The sequence below is a fragment of the Shouchella patagoniensis genome (genome assembly GCF_002019705.1).
Classification (GTDB): domain Bacteria; phylum Bacillota; class Bacilli; order Bacillales; family Bacillaceae_D; genus Shouchella; species Shouchella patagoniensis.
The window spans coordinates 2,781,098-2,801,604 of the sequence record NZ_KV917377.1; the positions used below are offsets into that span (position 1 = coordinate 2,781,098).

Below are 20,507 nucleotides of genomic sequence, written 5' to 3' on the forward strand. Positions count from 1 at the left end.
TATGCACGCTATTGTAGCACGTGCAAAGGAATTAGAGGAACAACTAATTGCGTGGAGACGGGATTTGCACGCACAGCCAGAATGTAGTTTCCAAGAAAAGAAGACTGCAGCATATGTTGTTGAAATTTTAACGACCATTCCAGGAATGGTCGTTAAAACAAATGTTGGTGGTTACGGAGTTGTTGGCAGCCTAAAAGCTGGTTCTGGAAAAACGATTGCATTACGTGCAGATATGGACGCGTTGCCAATAACAGAAATGAATCAAGTTCCTTATGTAAGTAAAAATCCTGGTGCAATGCATGCGTGTGGTCATGATGCCCATACAGCTATCTTACTAGGAGCAGCTGTTTTAATTGGAGAATTAATGCGATCTGGTACTATAACTGGTACTGTGCTGTTCTTGTTTCAACCAGCGGAAGAAGCAATGGATGTGAATGGTAAGACTGGAGCTGTGCATATGATTGAAGCTGGTGTCTTAAAGGGAGTGGATATGGCCTTTGCTTTACATGTGTGCCCGTGGCACGAGAAAGAAACGGTCCAACTACACAAAGGCGCATCAATGGCTAGTTATGATGTCTTCAAGGGTCGAATTAAAGGGACTGGGGGGCATGGGGCCTATCCCCATTTAGGTGTCGACCCCATCTGGCTTCTGTCACAAGTTCTACCCGTTCTTTATAGTGTTCCTGGGAGACGAACTTCTCCACTAGAACCAACCGTCTTAAGCATTGGTAAAATACAGACGGGAGAAGCGAACAATGTCATCCCGGAAGAAGTTTATCTGGAAGGCACGATACGTTGTTATAACGAAAAAATACGAGAATCAATAAGTCACGAAGTCAAGCGAGCGTTTCAACTAGCAGATGTGTTTGGTGGGAAAGGGAGCTGTGAAATTGAACGAGGGGAACCAGCGTTAATTAATGACGAAGATGCAGTAGAAGTAATTAAATTAACAGCACAAGCGCTTTATCCAGAAGAGAAAATTGTAGATGAACCATATGGATTGGGGAGTGAAGACTTTGCCCATATCGCCCAATCATGCAAGGCTGCCATGTTTTTCTTAGGATGTAAACCGACACATGGACAATTTGATTTGCATACACCTGATTTTCAAATTGATGAAACATGTTTAATAAAAGGAACAGCTCTAATGGCTGGTATCACTTTACAAACGTTAGGAGCAGAGGGGGAAGAAGGATGACGTTGAAGCTAGCACTGCTTGGATTTGGAGTCGTTGGCCAAGGGTTAGTTGAACATTTGATAAATCATGGGGAGAAGGTAAAAGAAGAAACAGGTTTTGAACCGATGGTGGTCGCAATATCTGATTTTAAAAAAGGATCAATCTATGATCCAAAAGGGCTTGATTTGAAAAAAGTTCTTGAAGTGCTCCATACATTCGGATCGCTTGAAGAATATCCAGATTCAAGCGATCTTGTTCGCGACCTTGATGCTGTATCTACTATATTACAAACAAATGCGAATACAATTGTTGAAGCAACCTTTACGAATGTAAAGACTGGTGAACCAGCACTAACACACTGCAAGACGGCTTTTGCGGCAAAGAAACATGTTGTAATGACGAATAAAGGACCCATTGCTTTAGCTTTCCATGAACTGTCGGAGCTTGCAAAGAAACATGGAACGTTCTTAGGTTATGAGGGAACTGTGATGAGCGGTACTCCTTCTTTAAGGTTGCCACAGACAACGTTAATGGGGAATACGATTCATAAAATTAGTGGCATTTTAAATGGAACAACGAATTTTATGCTGACAGAAATGGAAACAGGAAAAACATATGAGGAAGCATTAAAAGACGCACAATCGCTTGGTTATGCGGAAGCCGACCCGACAAGTGATGTTGAAGGGTACGATGCGGTGTATAAAGTGGTTATCCTCGCAAACGCAGTAATGGGGAAGCGAATAACAGTTGGTGATGTAGAGCGGAAAGGGTTAAATACATTAAGTACAAACGATATTTCAGAGGCTCAGAAGAACAACAAATGTTGGAAAATGCTTGGCGCTGTTGAAGAAACAGCTGAAGGAACCATTCATGCAGCGGTAAAGCCAATGTTACTAGATAAATCCCATCCTTTAGCTGCTGTGACTGGTGCAACGAATGCAATCACGTACTCATGCAACATGTCAGGCGAAATTACTCTTACTGGCGCGGGTGCGGGAAAAAGTGAGACAGGGTACGCTTTATTAATTGATTTAATTCATTGTGAGCAGCAGATGAAAAACCAGAGTCATACACTTGAAAATCTTCGCTAGGAGGAGTGCGATATGAAATTGGATTTAAAACGTCAAAAAATGTTGCTTGCAGGCGAATGGGTTGAACGTGAAGAGACGTTAGAGGTTAGAAATCCTGAAGATGATGACTTAATTGCTGTTGTTCCGAAGGCATCCTCTGCCGATATGGAAGAAGCCATAAAGCGAGCAAAAAAAGGCGCTGCCCTTTCAGCTGCACTCCCTGTACATCAACGCATGGCAATATTAAATAAAGCAGCTGATTATGTCTTGCAACACGCTGAAGAGTTTGCAAGGACAATTAGCTTGGAAGGAAGCAAAACGATTCGTGAAGCACGGAAAGAAGCGGGGCGCTGTGCTGAAACATTAAAACTATCCGCGGAAGAAGCACGGAGAGTTACTGGCGAAACGATTCCATTTGACCAATCACCAGGCGGCGAAGGAAGGGTTGGTTATTATGAACGCTGTCCTTTAGGGATTATCGGTGCTATCACGCCCTTCAATGATCCTCTTAATTTAGTCGCTCATAAAATTGGTCCAGCGATTGCCGCAGGGAATGCGATTGTATTAAAACCGGCTACTGCAACGCCGTTAAGTGCGTTGTTATTAGCAAAAGCATTTATGCATGCCGAGCTCCCGTCGGGTATCCTTTCTGTTGTAACAGGTAAAGGAAGTGAAATTGGTGAAACGTTAATGACTCATCCGGATGTACGTATGATCTCATTTACTGGTGGAATGGAAGCAGGTATGAAAATAGCAAAACAAGCAGGCTTAAAAAAGAAAAGCATGGAACTTGGGTCGAATTCACCGGTCATTGTGTTAAATGATGCCAATGTAGAAGATGCAGTTACTTCATGTGTAAGTGGTGCATTTTGGGCTGCTGGTCAGAACTGCATCGGTGTGCAGCGTCTGTATATCGAGGAAGGCGTTTATGACATGTTTAAAGATCAATTTGTACAGCAGGCAAAGACCTATAGAGTGGGTCCAAAGCTTAATGAAAAGACGGATATGGGACCACTTATTTCAGAAGATGAGGCAAAGCGGATTGAATTTACGGTAGAAGATGCAAAGCGTTCGGGTGCTATTCTTTTATGTGGCGGCAAAAGAAACGGTGCGTTTTATGAACCGACGGTCTTAGAAGATGTGCCGTCTAACTGTCATCTTGGAAAAGAAGAAATCTTTGGGCCGGTTGCTTTACTTTATAAAATCGACTCATTAGAAGAAGGCATTCAAAAAGCGAATGAAACAGAGTATGGCTTGCAGGCCGGTCTTTTTACAAAAAATATGGATGCCGCATTTAAGATCAGTAGCCAGTTAGATGTGGGAGGGGTAATGATTAACGATAGTTCAGATTTTCGTATTGATGCAATGCCTTTTGGTGGTATGAAACAATCAGGCCTTGGGCGAGAAGGCGTTCGGTTCTCAATACAGGAAATGACGGAACAGAAAGTAGTTTGTTTTAAATTAGGTTAAAGGATTGAGAATCTGGGTATAGCATACTTAGATTCTTTTTTGTGTATAGGTGGTTCATAGTTTAAGGAAGTGGAAGGTATGTTGTGCTTAAGGACAGATAGTCTCCTTGAAGCCATATAAAGGAGGATAATGCTTTTTGTGTAAAACAACTGTGCATGATACACTAACACGAATTAACAGAAAACATAAAATGGGGGAATAAGTATGAAAAAAGTACTGAGGACAACAATGGCAGCATTTACTCTTTTGTTGCTCGCTGCATGCGGTAGTGATGGGGGATCTGGAGATGCAGAAGAGAACAGTAATGAAGAAACTGGAGACGATGTCGTTACATATAATATCGCTACTGATAATAACTTTGTACCATTTGAATTTATTGATTTAGAAACAAATGAATTGGTTGGTTTTGACATCGACTTAATGAAGGCGATTGCAGAAGAAGCTGGTTTTGAAGTTGAATTTCATCAGATGGAGTTTTCTGGTGCTTTAAATGGAGTGCAGCAAGGACAATATGATGCTGCTATTAATGGGATGAGTATTACCGAAGAACGGAAAGAAAATATTGATTTCTCTGATCCTTATTATGAGTCAGGGTTGATCTTAGCAGTTGCTGAAGATAATGAAACCATTCAAACAATTGATGATCTGGATGCATCAATGACTGTTTCAACGAGACAAAGTTCCACGAGCCAAAGTTATTTAGAAGAAAATGTAGATGCTAACGTTGATGCATATCCAGAAGTTACAGAAGCCTACCAAGCTTTAATTACAGGACATGTAGATGCAGCTTTATATGATATGCCAAACGTACAGTATTTTATTCAACAACAAGGAGAAGGTTCGATGAAAGTTGTTGGTGAAAGGTTAACAGGGGAAGATTACGGCATTGCATTCCCAAAAGGTTCAGATTTAGTTGAACCTGTAAATGAAGCAATGGCTACATTAATGGAAAATGGGACATATGGTGATATTTATGAAGAATACTTCGGTGAACGACCAGAAGGTATGTAAATAAGAAGAGCTGCTCATGCACGAGCATGGGCGGTTTTTTTATTGAAAGGGAGAGAATAAATGGATTTTGATTTTGGTGCGTTCCCATATTTAGTAGAAGGCTTAAAGCTAACGCTTATTATTACGCTTATTGGTGTTTTTTTAGGAAGTATAATTGGTTCTATACTAGGCTTAATGAAACTTTCTAGAATTAAATTAATTAAAGCAGTTTCTGTTGTGTTTGTAGAAGTAGTTCGCGGTACCCCCTTACTTGCACAAATTTTCTTTATTCACTTTGGAATTCCAGGATTGCTGGGCATGAGGTTTGATCCGTTATATACGGGGATATTTGTGATTGCGATAAATTCAGGTGCCTATATTGCTGAAATTGTTAGAGGCGGGGTACAATCAATTGATAAAGGACAAATGGAAGCGGGGCGCTCGCTCGGTTTAACTGGGAATCAAACCATGAGACATATTATTTGGCCACAAGCAGTGAAAGTAATGATTCCACCGTTTGGAAATCAGTTTATTATTAGTCTCAAAGATACATCCCTTCTATCTTCTATTGCAGTAGCAGAATTGATGTATCAAAGCAGAATGTATACCGGAAACACATTCTCTTATTTTGATACTTACCTACTTGTTTGTTTATTTTATTTAGCAATTACAATACCTGCTACGATTCTATTACGTTATACAGAACGGAGACTTGAACGCGCATGATAACAGTACATGATTTACATAAACGGTTTGGAGAGAATGAAGTTCTTAAAGGTATTTCAACAGAGATTAAAGAAAAAGAAGTGGTTTGTGTGATTGGACCATCCGGTTCAGGTAAAAGTACATTCCTTAGATGTTTAAATAGGCTTGAAGATATTACATCTGGTGAAGTGATTGTTGATGGAACAAATATTGCAGATTCTAAGATAAATATTAACCAGATTCGTGAAGATGTCGGAATGGTATTTCAACACTTTAATTTATTTCCTCACAAAACAGTATTAGAAAACATTACACTTGCTCCATTAAAAGTAAAAAAGGCAGAAAAGGAAGAGGCAAAACAAGCGGCACTAGCATTGCTTGATAAAGTAGGGTTAGGAGAAAAAGCAGACGCTTATCCAGTTAGTCTCTCTGGGGGACAAAAGCAACGCGTGGCAATCGCACGAGCCTTATCAATGAATCCTAAAGTAATGCTCTTTGATGAACCAACTTCTGCACTTGATCCAGAACTTGTTGGTGATGTGCTAGAAGTCATGAAGGAACTAGCACTTGAAGGAATGACAATGGTTGTTGTTACTCATGAAATGGGGTTTGCAAGAGAAGTAGGTGATCGCGTATTTTTTATGGATGATGGCCTTATTCTCGAAGAAGGGACGCCAACAGAATTATTTGATCACACGAAGAATGAACGGACAAAAGAATTTCTGAGTAAAGTATTATAAGAGAAAAAGAGTTGCCTATAAGGCAACTCTTTTTTTATGCATAAGAAGGTTGGTGTTTGCCTGAAGAAATTTCCTCCATATAGTGGCAAGCTCCTCCATGACCTTCTTGCATGTCTTTGGTTGTTCGAAGCATTGGATCATCTGTACGGCATTTATCTGTAGCAAACGGGCAACGTGTGTGGAAACGGCAACCGCTTGGTGGATTAATTGGAGATGGTACATCACCTTGTAAAATAATACGATTGTTTTTCTTACCTGGTTCTGGACTAGGTATCGCTGATAACAATGCTTTTGTGTAAGGATGCTGTGGGTTATCAAAAACAGATTTCTTATCACCGATTTCAACGATACGACCAAGATACATAACAATAACGCGATCAGAGATGTGTCGAACGACACCAAGATCATGTGAAATAAATAAATAAGTTAATTTTAATTCGCGTTGAAGTTTTTTCAGCAAGTTAATTACCTGCGCTTGAATGGATACATCCAACGCTGAAACAGCCTCATCACAGATAATCAGTTTAGGATCAACAGCAAGAGCACGGGCAATTCCCACACGCTGACGTTGACCACCACTAAATTCATGAGGGAAACGGTCAATCTGATGTTCTCCAAGGCCAACCGTTCTCATCAACTCACGAATTCGTGTGTCGTGTTCTTTTACTGGTGCTACGCCTTGTATTGTCATCGCCTCTGATAATACCTGGCGAACAGTCTGGCGTGGGTTAATTGATGCATAAGGATCTTGAAATATAATTTGGAGGTCCTTACGTTTTTTGCGCATTTCTCTTTTATTTAAAGAGAGTAGATCTGCTCCTTGGAATTCAACTTCTCCTTCTGTTGGTTCATCTAAACGAAGAATCGCACGCCCCGTTGTCGATTTTCCACACCCGGACTCTCCAACGATCGATACCGTCTCTCCCTCTTGAACTTCAAATGAAACACCATCAACAGCTTTTACATGGTTAACGGTACGACCTAAGAAACCACCTTTTATGGGGAAGTATTGCTTTAGATTATTTACTTTCAGTAGCGTATTGTTCACGAACATTCACCTCCGGACCTTGCCACTTATCTGTGTAAATCCAACAGCGAACTTGGCTGCCATCTTCTTCTGTTTCCAAGTATGGAAGCTCTTTGCATATCTCGCTTGCGAATGGACAACGCGGAGCAAAGCGGCACCCTTTAGGCATATCTGCCGGAGCGGGAACAGCTCCTTTAATAATTGATAAATCGCCTTCAACGTCTGTATCGTGCCGCGGTAATGATTTCATTAAACCAACCGTATATGGGTGGCGGGGGTTGTTAAATAAATCATAGACAGAAGCATATTCTACAACTTGTCCACCATACATAACGGCGACATTGTCGCACGTTTCAGCAACAACACCAAGATCATGGGTAATCATAATAACTGACATACCAAGACGTTTTTGTAAGTCTTTTATAAGTTCAAGAATTTGTGCTTGAATCGTTACATCGAGTGCTGTTGTTGGTTCATCAGCAATTAGGAGCTCTGGGTTACATGCAAGAGCAATTGCAATCATGACACGTTGGCGCATACCACCTGAAAGTTCAAATGGATATTGATCAATCCGCTTCTCCGGAGAAGGGATCCCTACTAATTTAAGCATATCAATCGAACGAATTCGCGCCTGCTTCTTCGATAAGTTCTCGTGAATACGGAACGATTCACCAATTTGTTGACCAACTGTATATGTTGGATTTAAAGAAGTCATTGGTTCTTGGAAGATCATCGAGATTTCGTTTCCACGAATACGGCGCATTTGAGCGGCCGATTTCTTTATTAAGTCTTCCCCTTTAAAAAGAATTTCTCCCCCGACAATTTTACCAGGACGAGAAAGTAAGTTTAGGATAGATAAGGAAGTGATGCTTTTCCCAGAACCAGATTCCCCAACGATACCGAGCGTTTTTCCTTTTGGAACTTCAAAGGTAACGCCATCCACGGCTTTTACTTCTAACTCTTTTGTAAAAAAGGACGTACGAAGATCATTTATTTTTAAAATCGCATCGTTAGTCAAATCGTCTCACACCTTTCTTATATAATCATTATTCGGCATCGACACGTTTGTTCACGAGGCGATAAGAAATGTCGACTATCAAGTTTACTAAAACGAAGCATAGTGCAGCGATTAAAACACCGCCCTGCATAACTGGGAAGTCTCGTGTGCTAATGGAATCAACGATTAATCGACCCATTCCGTTAATTGCAAAAACATTCTCTGCAAGAACCGCACCACCAAGCAAGCTTCCGAAACTTAATCCAACAACAGTTATAACAGGTATTAATGCATTCTTTAATGCATGTTGATAAATAACAACACGTTCTTTTACCCCTTTCGCACGAGCTGTGCGAATGTAGTCTTGATTTATGACTTCAAGCATACTTGAGCGAGTCATACGAGCAATAATAGCTGCACCCGAAGCACCAAGCATGAGAACTGGAAGAACGATTTGATCAAAATTTCCCCAGCCTGAAGGACGGAACCAAGCTGTATCTAAAAAGTTATTAATTACTGGGATGTTGCCAAGCACGAACCATTGGATTAAAACAAGACCTAACCAGAAGTTTGGCATGGACATTCCAAAAAGGGCTACAACCATAATTGCAGAGTCAGTAAATGTCCCACGTTTTGTTGCAGAGATAATCCCAGCAATTAAACCAAGGAAAATACTTAATACCGTACTATAGAAAGCAAGTTCCATTGTTATGGCAAGTCGAGGGAAAAGCATATCAGCAACAGGTTGGCCTGTCCGAATAGAATTTCCAAGATCAAGCTGGACCAAGTTCGTCATATAACGAAAATATTGAACGGGATATGGATCATTTAAGCCAAGGCGGTTTTCCATCGCTTCTATTTGTTGCGGTGTTGCAGCTTCTCCTGCGAGCACTTGTGCTGGGTTCCCAGGAATAAAATGCATCAAAGCAAAAACTAGAATCGTAACCCCGATAATAACGGGAATTAATTGTAGTAAACGACGTACAAGAAATTTAAACATGTGAGCACCTCTCTTCTCTTATTTCAGTTTAGGATCTAATGCGTCACGTAAGCCGTCGCCAAAGATATTAAAGGCAAGTACAAAGACAACGATGGCAAGACCTGGGGCATACGTTAAGTGCCCAGCATTAAACATGAAGTTTTTCCCTTCATTCAACATTGCACCCCACTCTGGTGTTGGGGAAGGGGCACCAAGTCCTAAAAAGGAGAGGCCAGCAGCAGCAAGAACTCCTGTTGCAATTGATAGAGTAGTCTGGACAATTAAGGGTGACATCGTATTAGGTAAGACGTGTTTAAAGATAATTCGTGCATCGGAAGCTCCTAATGCTTTAACGGCATCAATATATTCCAATTTTTTGACAGATAAAGTTGAACCGCGGGCAATCCGAGCAAAAACCGGAATCGAACCAATGGAAATGGCGATAATGACGTTTTGTATGCCTGATCCAAGAGTTGCTACAATCGCAAGTGCTAGAATAATTCCAGGAAAAGCAAGTAATACGTCAACAAATCGCATAATGATAGAATCCGTTTTTCCACCATAGTAGCCAGATACTATTCCAATTACTGTGCCAACCGTTCCAGCGATTGCCACTGAAGCAAAACCGATAATAAATGTTAAGTGCATTCCGTGTAGAATACGAGAAAAGACATCTCGTCCGAAATTGTCTGTGCCAAACCAATATTCTGCTGAAGGCCCTTGCAGTTTAGCTGCAAAGTTCTGCTCATTGATTCCATAGGGCGCGACAAATGGTCCTACAATTGCGAGAATGGCTAATAGAATAATTAAAATGCCTCCAGTAACGGCCGATTTGTTCGATAAGAGGCGTCCCATAAATTCTTTCCAACTTTTCATTGCTGGACTCTCAGGCGCTTTTGTAGCAGTCTGATTTGCAAGTTGCTGAGACATATATAACTCCCTTTCTCCGATCATTTGACAAATTTTGCACATGTTATAACATCGTTTGATTATACACCAATGCAAGAGATGAAAACAATCTGAAAATAACATTCTTAATATAGTATTCTATTTGATCAACATAAAACTTGCAAAGGAAATTTTAGCTAGGGACCATACTTCTAACTAGCGGTATTACGGGAAAAGAATCTTGTCTTTTCAGAGTGGACACTCCAAATAAAAAAGAATAGTCGAAAAATATTTGCTCAATCGTAAAGCTTGTGCTAAAGTTTGAAATAATTCATAAATTAATATATTTGTAGAAAATAAGGAGAGATGAATGTATGAACAAACGAAAAAAAGTGAGTTTTTTGTCATTAACATTTGCGACGGTACTTGCTTTAGGAGCCTGTGCGAGTGAACCAACGGATTCAGTCTCTGAATCATCCGGCGAAGGTGAATCAACCTCTGATGGAGGAGAGCTTCTAATCTCAATGCTGTCCGAGGCAGTATCCCTTGATGTTCACGGGGCAAATGATACATATTCTTCTAATATGACATCACAAATCTATGAAACATTATTAAATCAAAACGCTGAACTTGAACTCGAACCAGGACTTGCAGAACATTATGAACAAATCGATGAGAATACATGGGAGTTTACATTAAGAGACAATGTGACGTTTCATGATGGAACTGATTTAGATGGGGATGCAATAAAAGCGAACTTTGACCGAGTGCTAGATAATGATATTGCATCTCAACGAGCTTTTTTATTCGATATGATTTCAGAAGTAGAAGTAGTAGATGATTTGACTGTTCGTTTTCACACGGAATACCCATTTGCACCATTACCAGCCCACCTTGCTCATACTGGAGCTGGTATTATGAGTCCTGCAATGATTGAAGAAGATTATGCTGCAATGAAAGATGGTGAATCTCCAGGAACAGTCATTAATAAGCAAGCAATTGGGACTGGAATTTTCAAATTTGACGAGTGGAACCATGGTGATTCGATACGACTAGTAAAAAATGAAGACTATTGGGGAGATCCAGCAAAAGTTGATAGTGTTGTTGTACGTGTAGTGCCAGATGGGACAACACGTATTGCAGAACTGCAGACCGGCAGTGCTCATATTATTGATCCTCTCAGTCCAAATGAAGTAGGTCAAATTGAGCAAACAGAAGGTGTAGATGTACATTCACAAGAAAGCGTCATGATTATGTATGTTGGCTTTAATACAGAACAAGAGTACTTAGATAACCCAAATGTGCGAAAAGCAATTTCTCTTGCTATTGGTAGGAAGGATATTTTAACGGGGATTTATGAAGACATTGGAATTGAAGCACGTAGTCCACTCGCACCTAAAGTTTTTGGTTATGATGAGAGTATCGATTCAAATGAACAAGATCTTGAAGAGGCGAAACGATTGCTTGCTGAAGAGGGGTTGGAAGATGGTTTTGATATTACATTCAATACAAGTGACGAACAAGAACGAATCGATATTGCAACTTATGTAGAAAGTGCGCTTGCTCCATTAAATATTAATGTCAATATTGATATACAAGAATGGGCGAGTTTCCTTGAATATACGGCTGAAGGAAATCAAGAAATGTTTGTTTTGAGCTGGTCTACCGTAACCGGGGATGCTGATTATGGTTTATACGCCTTGTTCCACTCTGATAATCACGGTTCAACAGGGAATCGCACGTTTACAACAAATGCCGACCTTGATGAAAAACTAGATGAAGCACGTCGTAGTACTGATAGTGATGAACGCCAAGAATTATATAAAGAAATTCAAAACATTATTGCTGAAGAAGCGTATATTCAACCGCTCGTTCATCAAGATTATCTTGTTGGTTTAAGTGATAATGTAGAAGGGTTCTGGCAACACCCTACGAGACGACTAATGCTTCAAGATGTAACTATTCAATAATGAATTGAATATAAAAACTATTCCGCGATAGATGTTTGTAATAGGTCTTTTGTCACTAATAATGTGAAAAATCGATAATTAAAGTTGTTTATCTGTGTAAAATGATATATAGTGAGATTGTTTTAAACAGGAAGTTAGAAAGTTATGAACAAGGGGGATAAAAGGATGAAGCGTTTTAAGAGACCTTTTTATAGCGTGATGGCGTTAACAGTTGCCATTGGTCTTGCAGCATGTACAAGTGATGAACCAGATGAGAATACAGGTGGAAATTCAGATGGTGGCGAAGCAACTGGCGAAGGTGGAGACCTAGTCATTGCGATGCAGTCAGAAATTTCGGGTTTTGACCCACATCAAGTAAACGACGTTCCTTCTGGCCATGTACAAAACCAAGTCTATGAAGGATTAGTTGCTTTTGATGAAGAAATGAACATCGAAGAGCGTTTAGCTGAAAGCTATAAAGCCGAAGACAATACATTGACGTTTAAGCTTCGTGAAGGTATTGAGTTCCACGATGGCACTCCATTTAATGCTGAAGCGGTTAAAACAAATATTGAGCGTATCACAGATGAAGATATTGCGTCTCAACGTGCGTTCCTATTTGAAGAAATTACTGAGATTAATGTATTAGATGAATATGAGATCGAGTTTGTTACAGAAGAGCCTTTTGCTCCGCTTATTTATAGCTTTGCTCATAGTGGCGGTAATATGATTAGTCCTGCTGTGATTGAGGAAGATTATGCGGCGATGGAAGATGGTGAACAGCCATTTACAGCTGTTAATGCAAACCCTGCTGGGACAGGTTATTTTAAATATGAGTCTGGCGGAATTGGTACAGAAATCGTTCTTTCTAAAAATGAAGATTACTGGGGTGAAACCGCTTTACTAGATACGGTAACTTTTAAAGTCGTACCAGATGGTAATACACGTGTTGCAGAAATTTCAACTGGAGACTCTCATGTCACCGAGCCATTAGATGTTTCTGCTATCCCTCAACTTGAATCAACAGAGGGAGCAAGCATGCTTGAAACACAAAGTATTTCTGCTTCATACTTTGGATTTAACACTGAAAAAGAACCATTTGACAACTCGGATGTGCGCCGCGCAATTGCGATGGCTATTGATAATGAAGTCATTCTAGATAATATTTGGGAAGGCCACGGTATCGTTGCAAACGGACCAATTGCTCCTGGAGTAGTTGGTTATGACGAGAGCATCGAACCAATCGAATTTGATCCAGAAGGTGCAAAAGAGTTGCTTGAAGAAGCAGGCGTTGAAAACTTGTCAATATCGCTTTCGACAAATGATTCAGAAGCTCGTATGGATATTGCGACTTACATTGAAAGTGCTTTGAGTGATATTGGAATTAATGTAACAATTAATTCTTCAGACTTCCCTACGTATTTAGAAGCTACTGCAAATGGTGAGCATGAGATGTATATTCTTGGCTGGAGCTCTGCTACAGGTGATGCTGACTATGCACTAGCGCCATTGTTCCACACTGATAATCATGGTTCTCCTGGGAACCGTTCATTCTACTCGAACCCAGAGTTAGATCAGTTGCTTGATGATGCTGCAAAAGAAATCGATGAAGCTGCTCGTGCAGACATGTACAAAGAAGCACAAGAAATCATCGTTAACGATGCGCCAGTTGTATTTAGTTATTACCAAGAATACTTGAATGGTGTACGCGATGAAGTAAAAGGATTTAAACGTTCGATGACAGGAGATATTCTTCTTCAAGAAGTGTATATTGAACAATAATCTTTGTGGAGGGCAGGTTTACGAACCTGTCTTCTTTTTAGATTTATACTTGTTTTAATAGTTTAGGTCTGATATAATGTTCTTTGTCAGTTAAACGGAGGAATACCCAAGTCCGGCTGAAGGGATCGGTCTTGAAAACCGACAGGCGGGTTACACCGCGCGGGGGTTCGAATCCCTCTTCCTCCGCCATTATTAATATTAATGCTCACACGACCACCTGTTAAGTGGCCGTGTTTTTTTATACCTACTCATTATAAGGGAGGTGGATGCGTTGCCTAGCACGCATGAGGAGTGGATGGAGCTTGCTCTTGAGGAAGCGAAGAGAGCAAGAGATCTTGGCGAAGTGCCTATAGGAGCAATCATTGTAAAAGATGGAGCAATTGTAGCTAGTGCATTTAATTTACGAGAAACAAATAAGGCTGCACTTGCTCATGCGGAATTGCTTGCGATTGAGAAGGCTTGTAAGAAGTTGGGTACATGGCGTTTAGAAGGGTGCGAACTATATGTGACACTTGAACCTTGTCCAATGTGTGCTGGTGCAATTGTGCAGGCGCGTATCCCTACTGTTGTATACGGAGCATCCGATTATAAAGCGGGATGTGCAGGTACATTAATGAACTTGCTTGATGAACCGCGCTTTAATCACCGATGTATCGTTGTTTCTGGTGTGCTGGAGCATGAGTGCGGGTCGCTCCTATCCACTTTTTTTAAAGAACTTCGAACTGAGAAGAAAAGAAAAAAAGAAGCAGAAAAGCAAGACGGTGTTTAAATAAGCGAACCTTGCATTTTTGTTACTTGTACCGTATACTTAGATTTGCGCCAATTAATGGTGCACCTAACATTGTTATTCACTTTGCCGTGCTAGACGGGGAGGTAGCGGTGCCCTGTAACTCGCAATCCGCTATAGCGAGGTTGAATTCCTTTTTGAGGTTCCGGCTCTGCAAGGCCTGCCCTAAGTAAGTGGTGTTGACGTTTGGGTTCTGCGCAACGGAAACCCATGAACCCTGTCAGGTCCGGAAGGAAGCAGCAGTAAGTGGATCCTTCCGTGTGCCGCAGAGGCGCCTGGATCGAGCTAACTGCTTAGGTAACGCTTGTGGAGTCGTTATCGAGAAAAGGTGCACGGTATTTAAATTATAAAATGAACAAGAGCCAGCTGTTCTCAGCAGGCTCTTTTTTATGCTCACTTGCGAACTAAAATGGAATCAACCATCCCGTACGTTTGAGCTTCAGTGGCAGTCATGAAAAAATCACGCTCGCTATCTATTGCGATTTTCTCAACAGACTGTCCTGTATGTTTAGCAAGGAATTGATTTAACTCTTTGCGTTGTTGCAGAATACGCCTTGCGTAAATATCCATATCGGTTGCCTGACCCTTCATTCCACCGAGGGGCTGATGGATCATTACTTCTGCGTGGGGAAGTGCAAAACGTTTCCCCTTTGTCCCTGCTACAAGTAATACTGCAGCAAATGAAGCGGCCATTCCTGTGCATATGGTTTGGATGTCAGGTTTAATGTAAGTAAGTGTATCGAGAATAGAAAAGCCTGCAGATATTGAGCCGCCTGGACTATTAATGTAAATCGAAATGTCTTTATCAGGATCTTCTGAAGCAAGAAAAAGCAACTGGGCAGTAACGCTATTTGCGAGTGTGTCATTAATTTCAGTACCGATAAAAACAATTCGATCTTTTAATAAACGCGAATAAATGTCATAACTTCGTTCGCCATTCTTTGTCTGTTCCATCACGTAAGGTATTGGTATCGACATATCAACACTCCTTTTTTAAGCTACACGTGCTCGAGGTGAGAGCATGTGGCTATTTTGGTTATACAAAGTGACTGTTGTTGCAGTGTTGTTAATGAGTTGAATAAGCAACGATGCGTTTTCACTAGATAGAGCTGCTGCGACAAGTTGCACATGGAGGGCATCTTCATTGGTTAAAGTACATTTTTTGTCAATGTGTTGCCTGACATTTTTGCTGATGTTTTGACGGGCACGAAAGAGGGCTGCTTTGATTGAACCGACCGTTGTACTCATTGCTTCAGCAATATCATTTAATTTCCATTTGAAGACATCTGCCAACAAAAAGATAACAAGTTGTTTTTTTGTGAGGTGTTGCATGAGAGGTTCAATGAGGTACGTTAGTTCAGTACTTGTATTTCTGGTAGGGTTTATTTGTTCTGCATAAAGTATGGTGGTGTCATTCGCCTTTCTGTATTGATCAATAAAGGCATGTTTGGCAATTCGTGTGAAATAAGTACTTGTTAGCTTTATTTTGTTTACTGGCTGTTTTTCCCAATGAGAATAAGCGCGTAGCCACGTATCATGAAACAAATCATCTGCGGCAAATCGATCTCTTGCTAGATAAAGACAATGCCTTTTAATTATCAGTGCTGAACGATTCCATTCTTTTTGAAAGTCACTAATAAGTTTTTTCTTCATTAAAAGGGCTCCTTTCTATTCCTTGTTATATAAACGGAAATGATCAATAAAAAGATACGGGTAAAAAAGTTTTTGAGGAAGGTCTACTTTAAACGTGAATTAGAAAAGGATATAATAAGAATACAACTTTAAAATTAGGGAGGAGCCCATGAGCTATCAAGCCCTTTACCGCGTTTGGCGCCCCCAGCTTCTTGATGATGTGGTGGGGCAGACGCATATAACAAAGACGCTAAAAAATGCGCTCGTACAACAAAAGCTCGCACATGCTTACTTATTTTCCGGTCCACGAGGCACAGGGAAAACGAGTGCAGCGAAAATTGTAGCAAAGGCGATAAACTGTGAGAGTGCACCAACACCTGAACCGTGTAATGAATGTAGTGCTTGTATGGGCATCACTGCTGGAGCGATTGTAGATGTTATTGAAATTGATGCGGCCTCAAATAATGGCGTTGATGAAATTCGTGATATTCGTGATAAGGTGAAATTTGCACCTTCAGAAGTAGCTTATAAAGTGTATATCATTGATGAAGTTCATATGCTCTCGACAGGCGCATTTAATGCGCTACTAAAGACACTTGAGGAGCCCCCAGCACATGTCATTTTTATTCTTGCGACAACAGAACCACATAAGATTCCGTTAACGATTTTATCGAGGTGCCAACGCTTTGATTTTAAACCAATCACGGATAAAGAGCTAATGAGCCGGATGGAACGGATCTTGAAAAGTAATGAACAAGCCTATGAAGATGAAGCAATTAAGTTAATCGCTCGAGCTGCTGATGGAGGAATGCGTGATGCGCTTAGTTTACTTGACCAAGCAATTTCATTCTCTGAAGATCGGGTTACCTCTACAGACGTACTAACCATTACTGGAGCCGTTTCAAGAGAGGCGTTGAATACACTAATTGGTGCTTTGTCTAAAAATAACTCACGTCTCGCGTTAGAAACAATTGATGAAACGCTAAAAAACGGGAAAGACCCCAAACGCCTGCTTGAAGATATGGTGTTATTTTTCAGGGATCTCCTGCTTTACAAGGCGGCACCGGAAGCAACTGATTTACTTGAACGGGCAGAAGCGGATGAGGCATTTCAACAACTCTCTGAAGGATATAGCCAGGCGATGCTTCATCAAGCCATTCATCGTTTAAGTGAAAGTCAGCAAGAAATGAAATGGGCACTTCAACCGAAGATTGTTTTGGAGATGGCTGTCATTAAGATGATGGAGAAGCCAGTAGAAGCTGTGGCACCAGTACAAGATCAAGGTGAGCTAGAACAATTAAAGCAGCAGATTCAGCGGTTAGAAGATAAATTAGCTAATTTTAACCATAGTCCGCCTGCCAATGCAGCAAATGATCAACAACTGATGCCAAAACAACAAAGACGGCGCATGCCGGCTAGTGGTGGTCAGCAAGGACGTGGGGCTACTTCAGGGCAAGTAAAAGCTGTGTTAGAGAGTGCAGATAAATCGTTTTTGCAAGAAACAACTAGCCAATGGGGCACGCTTATGGAAAAAATAAAGACTGCAAGTGTTCCGGCGCATGCGTGGCTAAGTGATTGTAAACCGGTAGCGGCATCCGAAACAAAGGTTTTGCTAGCGTTTCAAAATGATATGCATCGTGATATGATGGATACAAAGTTTCGTGAAGTTCTTAACCAAGTGTTACAACAAACATTTGGGGCTCGCGCTGATTTCGTTACGATCCTAAATAGTCAGTGGGAGAAAATTAAAGCTGAGTATGTGAAAGATAAACAAAGCGACCAATCGGTTGAAGGCAACCCATTAATTGATGAAGCAATTAAATTGGTTGGAGAAGACTTAATAGAAATTATTGATTCTTAAGGAGATGTTACAATGAAAAACATGGGAAACATGATGAAGCAGATGCAAAAAATGCAAAAACAAATGGCTAAAGCGCAAGAAGAATTGAAGGAAAAAACAGTAGAAGCAACTGTAGGCGGAGGTATGGTTACGGTTATTGCATCTGGTGACAAACGAATTTTAGAAGTGAATATTTCAGAAGATGTTGTTGACCCAGATGATGTTGAAATGCTTCAAGATTTGATTATTGCTGCAACAAATGAAGCATTAAAACAAGTAGATGAGTTAGTAGAACAAGATATGGGGAAATTCACGAAGGGTTTGAACATGCCAGGAATGTTCTAGGAGGCTAACAGATTGCAATATCCAAAACCGATTGCAAAGCTAATTGAAGGCTTTACCCGTCTTCCGGGGATCGGGCCAAAAACGGCGAGTCGTTTGGCTTTTCATGTATTAGATATGAAGGAAGATGACGTGCTGGATTTTGCCAAGGCGCTTGTCCATGCGAAAAGGGATTTAACTTATTGTTCCCAGTGTCATAATATTACCGATTCTGATCCATGCCAAATATGTAGTGATTCGCATCGCGACCAAACGATGATTTGTGTAATTCAAGAATCACGCGATTTGATTGCTATGGAGAAGATGCGGGAATACACAGGTCTATATCACGTCCTTCAAGGAGCGATATCGCCAATGGATGGAATTGGACCTGAAGACATAAAAGTGGCAGAACTAATTAAACGCTTGCAAACGAATGAAGAAGTCCAAGAAGTCATCATCGCGACAAATCCGACGATTGAAGGTGAAGCAACTGCGATGTATATGTCTCGCCTTATTAAGCCAACTGGTATTAAAGTGACGCGACTTGCACACGGTTTGCCTGTAGGTGGGGATTTAGAGTATGCAGATGAGGTCACTCTTTCCAAAGCAATTGAGGGTAGACGTGAATTATAAGGTGGCATCAGGATGTTAGGATTTAAAAAGAAGGTTATGCTTAGAAAGGAAGAAGACGAACGCCTTTATGTTCAATTGGAATCAATAAAAGAAACGCTTGATTACAAAAGAAATTTATTGGCTCATAGTGTTGATCCTTCCGAAGATGTTTTAGCTGAAGTGAAACGAGCAGAAGTATTATATTCTTTGCTTTTGCGTGAAGCGCGTGTGCGTCATGAGCGTAAGCCGAGAATGAGATAACAAAGTGAAGCTGTTACCCCCCTTTTAATAGGTGGGTAACAGCTTTTTTATACATATTTGGGGTAATATTAAGAAAAAATGATACCTAAAGGTGTGCTGGAATTGAGCGAGACTTTTTCTCTTAGATTAGCTAACTATCTTAGAGTTCGTTTCTCTTTCTTGTCGATTTCAATGTGGGAAGAAAATCGTGTTGAACAATGTATTCGATACATTTGAAAAGGTGAGCAATTGATTAAAACGCAACGACATGTTCACACATGGAGCTTAACAGAGGGGTGATTGACGACACCCATTCAAACATTAGGAATACAAATCAACCTATGCAAGCCCTTGCTCATATTGAAAAAGTAGAAGGACTTTCAGTCTTAGCAAGTGCGGAAGGTGTGGTGAAACTTCCATCTATCGGCAATATTGTTGTGGAACCCTGCTAAAGGAATAACAACCACCGTAGAGGTACTGTGGGAACAGATAATAGAATGTAAACAAAAGCATGGTATTGAAGGAATTACTTTTTTAGGGGGGAGAACTATTTGAACAAGCGAAGGGTTTAGCTGTTTTAGGAAAGCGGGCTCAAGACATAAGATAGAGTGTCATGGCGTTTAGTGGTTATTATAAAGAACAATTAGAGAGAGATAAACTGATGGTCCATTTGAAAAAGAACATCTGGATGAAAGTCGTCCGTGGCTTGGATCAAAGAATTAGCTCATTCATTTTTTTACATCACGTTATGAATCATTAAAAGAAAAACTCTATCTGGTTAAAGACCGGTTAGAAGTTTATATAAAAGCAGATGGGACAGTTGAAGCGAATGCAATGGGTGGTCCTAGTCCGAGGGACAGGATAGTTAAAGGTATATAATGGACTTGTTTTATTAAAGTCACTTCGTTTAAATAAATCTCGGAAGAATAGCTATTCTTCCCTTACATAAATAAATGTTCTATTTATAGCGTTTCTTCATATAGTAAGGGAAAGACGAGCTATTTACTGGGGTGATTGTGTTGGAACCTTGGCTTTTGTTAATGTTGTTAGGTGCTGTGGTGGTGATCTTGTTATTGGTAGGGGCATCAGTGAAGCCACTTAGATTGATTGGGCAAGTGGGAGTCCGATTAATTGTAGGTGCACTACTGTTGTTTTTGTTAAACTCATTTACGGTAATGACAGGTTTGTTTGTTCCTATTAATGGAGTGACTGCTTCAGTTGTTGCATTTCTAGGGTTGCCGGGCATGCTTTTGTTAGTAGCTGTGCAGCATTTTATTTTATAGTTAATATAGTAGATA

The 20,507-nt window shown here is 40.5% G+C and carries 21 protein-coding genes, 1 tRNA gene and 1 other RNA gene; 17 read left to right on the forward strand and 6 right to left on the reverse strand.

Features of this window, described 5'->3' with window-relative positions:
• The first annotated feature begins 1 nt into the window (after nt 1).
• The 6 genes from BK584_RS14610 (at nt 2) to BK584_RS14635 (ending at nt 6,152) form a co-directional block, all read left to right on the forward strand.
• Complete coding sequence (locus tag BK584_RS14610; RefSeq protein WP_078393281.1) at nt 2–1,198, forward strand: M20 metallopeptidase family protein; 1,197 nt, start codon at nt 2–4, stop codon at nt 1,196–1,198.
• The gene (locus tag BK584_RS14615; protein WP_078393282.1) at nt 1,195–2,268 is read left to right on the forward strand and encodes a homoserine dehydrogenase; all 1,074 of its coding nucleotides are present in this window, start codon (nt 1,195–1,197) and stop codon (nt 2,266–2,268) included. Before BK584_RS14610 ends, BK584_RS14615 begins: the two co-directional genes overlap by 4 nt.
• A 12-nt stretch (nt 2,269–2,280) precedes the next feature.
• Nucleotides 2,281–3,717 carry an aldehyde dehydrogenase family protein gene (locus BK584_RS14620; RefSeq protein WP_078393283.1) on the forward strand — a complete coding sequence of 479 codons (1,437 nt, stop codon included), beginning with the start codon at nt 2,281–2,283 and terminating at the stop codon, nt 3,715–3,717.
• A 204-nt stretch (nt 3,718–3,921) separates the two neighbouring features.
• Entirely contained in the window at nt 3,922–4,728 is an 807-nt protein-coding gene (locus BK584_RS14625) for a transporter substrate-binding domain-containing protein (RefSeq protein ID WP_078393284.1), read from the forward strand.
• Between the two features lie 60 nt (nt 4,729–4,788).
• Nucleotides 4,789–5,433: an amino acid ABC transporter permease gene (locus tag BK584_RS14630; protein ID WP_078393285.1), complete on the forward strand. Its 645-nt coding sequence runs from the start codon at nt 4,789–4,791 to the stop codon at nt 5,431–5,433.
• Nucleotides 5,430–6,152, forward strand: coding sequence for an amino acid ABC transporter ATP-binding protein (locus tag BK584_RS14635; RefSeq protein ID WP_078393286.1), 723 nt, complete (start codon nt 5,430–5,432; stop codon nt 6,150–6,152). The genes BK584_RS14630 and BK584_RS14635 overlap by 4 nt, the downstream gene beginning before the upstream one ends.
• A 34-nt stretch (nt 6,153–6,186) precedes the next feature.
• Here the strand turns inward: BK584_RS14635 and BK584_RS14640 are convergent, their stop codons facing one another.
• Genes BK584_RS14640 through BK584_RS14655 form a run of 4 tightly spaced genes read right to left on the reverse strand, consistent with a single transcriptional unit; the run spans nt 6,187 to nt 10,085 of the window.
• Complete coding sequence (locus tag BK584_RS14640) at nt 6,187–7,206, reverse strand: ABC transporter ATP-binding protein (RefSeq protein ID WP_078393287.1); 1,020 nt, start codon at nt 7,204–7,206, stop codon at nt 6,187–6,189.
• Entirely contained in the window at nt 7,172–8,197 is a 1,026-nt protein-coding gene (locus tag BK584_RS14645; protein WP_078393288.1) for an ABC transporter ATP-binding protein, read from the reverse strand. The genes BK584_RS14640 and BK584_RS14645 overlap by 35 nt, the downstream gene beginning before the upstream one ends.
• Before the next feature lie 28 nt (nt 8,198–8,225).
• Nucleotides 8,226–9,176, reverse strand: a complete 951-nt coding sequence (locus tag BK584_RS14650) for an ABC transporter permease (protein WP_078393289.1) — start codon at nt 9,174–9,176, stop codon at nt 8,226–8,228.
• Nucleotides 9,177–9,194: 18 nt separating this feature from the next.
• A complete protein-coding gene (locus BK584_RS14655; RefSeq protein WP_078393290.1) occupies nt 9,195–10,085 on the reverse strand; it encodes an ABC transporter permease in 891 nt (296 codons plus the stop codon).
• 332 nt (nt 10,086–10,417) lie between these two features.
• Between BK584_RS14655 and BK584_RS14660 the strand changes: the two genes are divergently transcribed.
• The 5 genes from BK584_RS14660 (at nt 10,418) to ffs (ending at nt 14,897) form a co-directional block, all read left to right on the forward strand.
• Nucleotides 10,418–12,013, forward strand: coding sequence for a glutathione ABC transporter substrate-binding protein (locus BK584_RS14660; RefSeq protein ID WP_078393291.1), 1,596 nt, complete (start codon nt 10,418–10,420; stop codon nt 12,011–12,013).
• Nucleotides 12,014–12,178: 165 nt separating this feature from the next.
• Entirely contained in the window at nt 12,179–13,774 is a 1,596-nt protein-coding gene (locus BK584_RS14665; protein ID WP_078393292.1) for a glutathione ABC transporter substrate-binding protein, read from the forward strand.
• 96 nt (nt 13,775–13,870) lie between these two features.
• Nucleotides 13,871–13,963 (forward strand) — tRNA-Ser (locus tag BK584_RS14670).
• A gap of 82 nt (nt 13,964–14,045) precedes the next feature.
• Nucleotides 14,046–14,543, forward strand: coding sequence for a tRNA adenosine(34) deaminase TadA (gene tadA / locus BK584_RS14675; protein ID WP_078393293.1), 498 nt, complete (start codon nt 14,046–14,048; stop codon nt 14,541–14,543).
• An 87-nt stretch (nt 14,544–14,630) separates the two neighbouring features.
• An RNA gene (gene ffs / locus BK584_RS14680) (signal recognition particle sRNA large type) lies at nt 14,631–14,897 on the forward strand.
• A gap of 57 nt (nt 14,898–14,954) precedes the next feature.
• Here the strand turns inward: ffs and BK584_RS14685 are convergent.
• Entirely contained in the window at nt 14,955–15,539 is a 585-nt protein-coding gene (locus tag BK584_RS14685) for an ATP-dependent Clp protease proteolytic subunit (protein ID WP_078393294.1), read from the reverse strand.
• A 15-nt stretch (nt 15,540–15,554) separates the two neighbouring features.
• On the reverse strand, nt 15,555–16,214 hold the full coding sequence (locus tag BK584_RS14690) for an RNA polymerase sigma factor (protein WP_078393295.1): 660 nt from the start codon (nt 16,212–16,214) through the stop codon (nt 15,555–15,557).
• A gap of 148 nt (nt 16,215–16,362) precedes the next feature.
• On the opposite strand from BK584_RS14690, the gene dnaX reads away from it, so the two are divergent.
• From dnaX to BK584_RS14715, 6 genes are all read left to right on the forward strand, one after another.
• Nucleotides 16,363–18,054, forward strand: coding sequence for a DNA polymerase III subunit gamma/tau (gene dnaX, locus BK584_RS14695; protein WP_078393296.1), 1,692 nt, complete (start codon nt 16,363–16,365; stop codon nt 18,052–18,054).
• Between the two features lie 12 nt (nt 18,055–18,066).
• Nucleotides 18,067–18,378, forward strand: a complete 312-nt coding sequence (locus BK584_RS14700) for a YbaB/EbfC family nucleoid-associated protein (RefSeq protein WP_078393297.1) — start codon at nt 18,067–18,069, stop codon at nt 18,376–18,378.
• Between the two features lie 12 nt (nt 18,379–18,390).
• A complete protein-coding gene (gene recR, locus BK584_RS14705; RefSeq protein ID WP_078393298.1) occupies nt 18,391–18,990 on the forward strand; it encodes a recombination mediator RecR in 600 nt (199 codons plus the stop codon).
• A gap of 12 nt (nt 18,991–19,002) precedes the next feature.
• Nucleotides 19,003–19,230, forward strand: coding sequence for a YaaL family protein (locus tag BK584_RS14710; RefSeq protein ID WP_078393299.1), 228 nt, complete (start codon nt 19,003–19,005; stop codon nt 19,228–19,230).
• Nucleotides 19,231–19,487: 257 nt separating this feature from the next.
• Entirely contained in the window at nt 19,488–19,661 is a 174-nt protein-coding gene (locus BK584_RS24690; RefSeq protein ID WP_218970342.1) for a hypothetical protein, read from the forward strand.
• Between the two features lie 564 nt (nt 19,662–20,225).
• On the forward strand, nt 20,226–20,492 hold the full coding sequence (locus tag BK584_RS14715) for a pro-sigmaK processing inhibitor BofA family protein (protein ID WP_245808872.1): 267 nt from the start codon (nt 20,226–20,228) through the stop codon (nt 20,490–20,492).
• The last annotated feature ends 15 nt before the right edge of the window (nt 20,493–20,507 follow it).

Coding starts and splice junctions, on each gene's coding strand:
- dnaX (WP_078393296.1), top strand. CDS start 16,363: ATGAGCTATCAAGCCCTTTACCGCGTTTGGCGCCCCCAGCTTCTTGAT.
- BK584_RS14650 (WP_078393289.1), bottom strand. CDS start 9,176: ATGTTTAAATTTCTTGTACGTCGTTTACTACAATTAATTCCCGTTATT.
- BK584_RS14655 (WP_078393290.1), bottom strand. CDS start 10,085: ATGTCTCAGCAACTTGCAAATCAGACTGCTACAAAAGCGCCTGAGAGT.
- BK584_RS14615 (WP_078393282.1), top strand. CDS start 1,195: ATGACGTTGAAGCTAGCACTGCTTGGATTTGGAGTCGTTGGCCAAGGG.
- BK584_RS24690 (WP_218970342.1), top strand. CDS start 19,488: ATGGAGCTTAACAGAGGGGTGATTGACGACACCCATTCAAACATTAGG.
- BK584_RS14635 (WP_078393286.1), top strand. CDS start 5,430: ATGATAACAGTACATGATTTACATAAACGGTTTGGAGAGAATGAAGTT.
- BK584_RS14700 (WP_078393297.1), top strand. CDS start 18,067: ATGAAAAACATGGGAAACATGATGAAGCAGATGCAAAAAATGCAAAAA.
- BK584_RS14685 (WP_078393294.1), bottom strand. CDS start 15,539: ATGTCGATACCAATACCTTACGTGATGGAACAGACAAAGAATGGCGAA.
- BK584_RS14630 (WP_078393285.1), top strand. CDS start 4,789: ATGGATTTTGATTTTGGTGCGTTCCCATATTTAGTAGAAGGCTTAAAG.
- BK584_RS14710 (WP_078393299.1), top strand. CDS start 19,003: ATGTTAGGATTTAAAAAGAAGGTTATGCTTAGAAAGGAAGAAGACGAA.
- BK584_RS14660 (WP_078393291.1), top strand. CDS start 10,418: ATGAACAAACGAAAAAAAGTGAGTTTTTTGTCATTAACATTTGCGACG.
- BK584_RS14690 (WP_078393295.1), bottom strand. CDS start 16,214: ATGAAGAAAAAACTTATTAGTGACTTTCAAAAAGAATGGAATCGTTCA.
- BK584_RS14640 (WP_078393287.1), bottom strand. CDS start 7,206: ATGTTCGTGAACAATACGCTACTGAAAGTAAATAATCTAAAGCAATAC.
- BK584_RS14665 (WP_078393292.1), top strand. CDS start 12,179: ATGAAGCGTTTTAAGAGACCTTTTTATAGCGTGATGGCGTTAACAGTT.
- BK584_RS14610 (WP_078393281.1), top strand. CDS start 2: ATGCACGCTATTGTAGCACGTGCAAAGGAATTAGAGGAACAACTAATT.
- BK584_RS14625 (WP_078393284.1), top strand. CDS start 3,922: ATGAAAAAAGTACTGAGGACAACAATGGCAGCATTTACTCTTTTGTTG.
- BK584_RS14620 (WP_078393283.1), top strand. CDS start 2,281: ATGAAATTGGATTTAAAACGTCAAAAAATGTTGCTTGCAGGCGAATGG.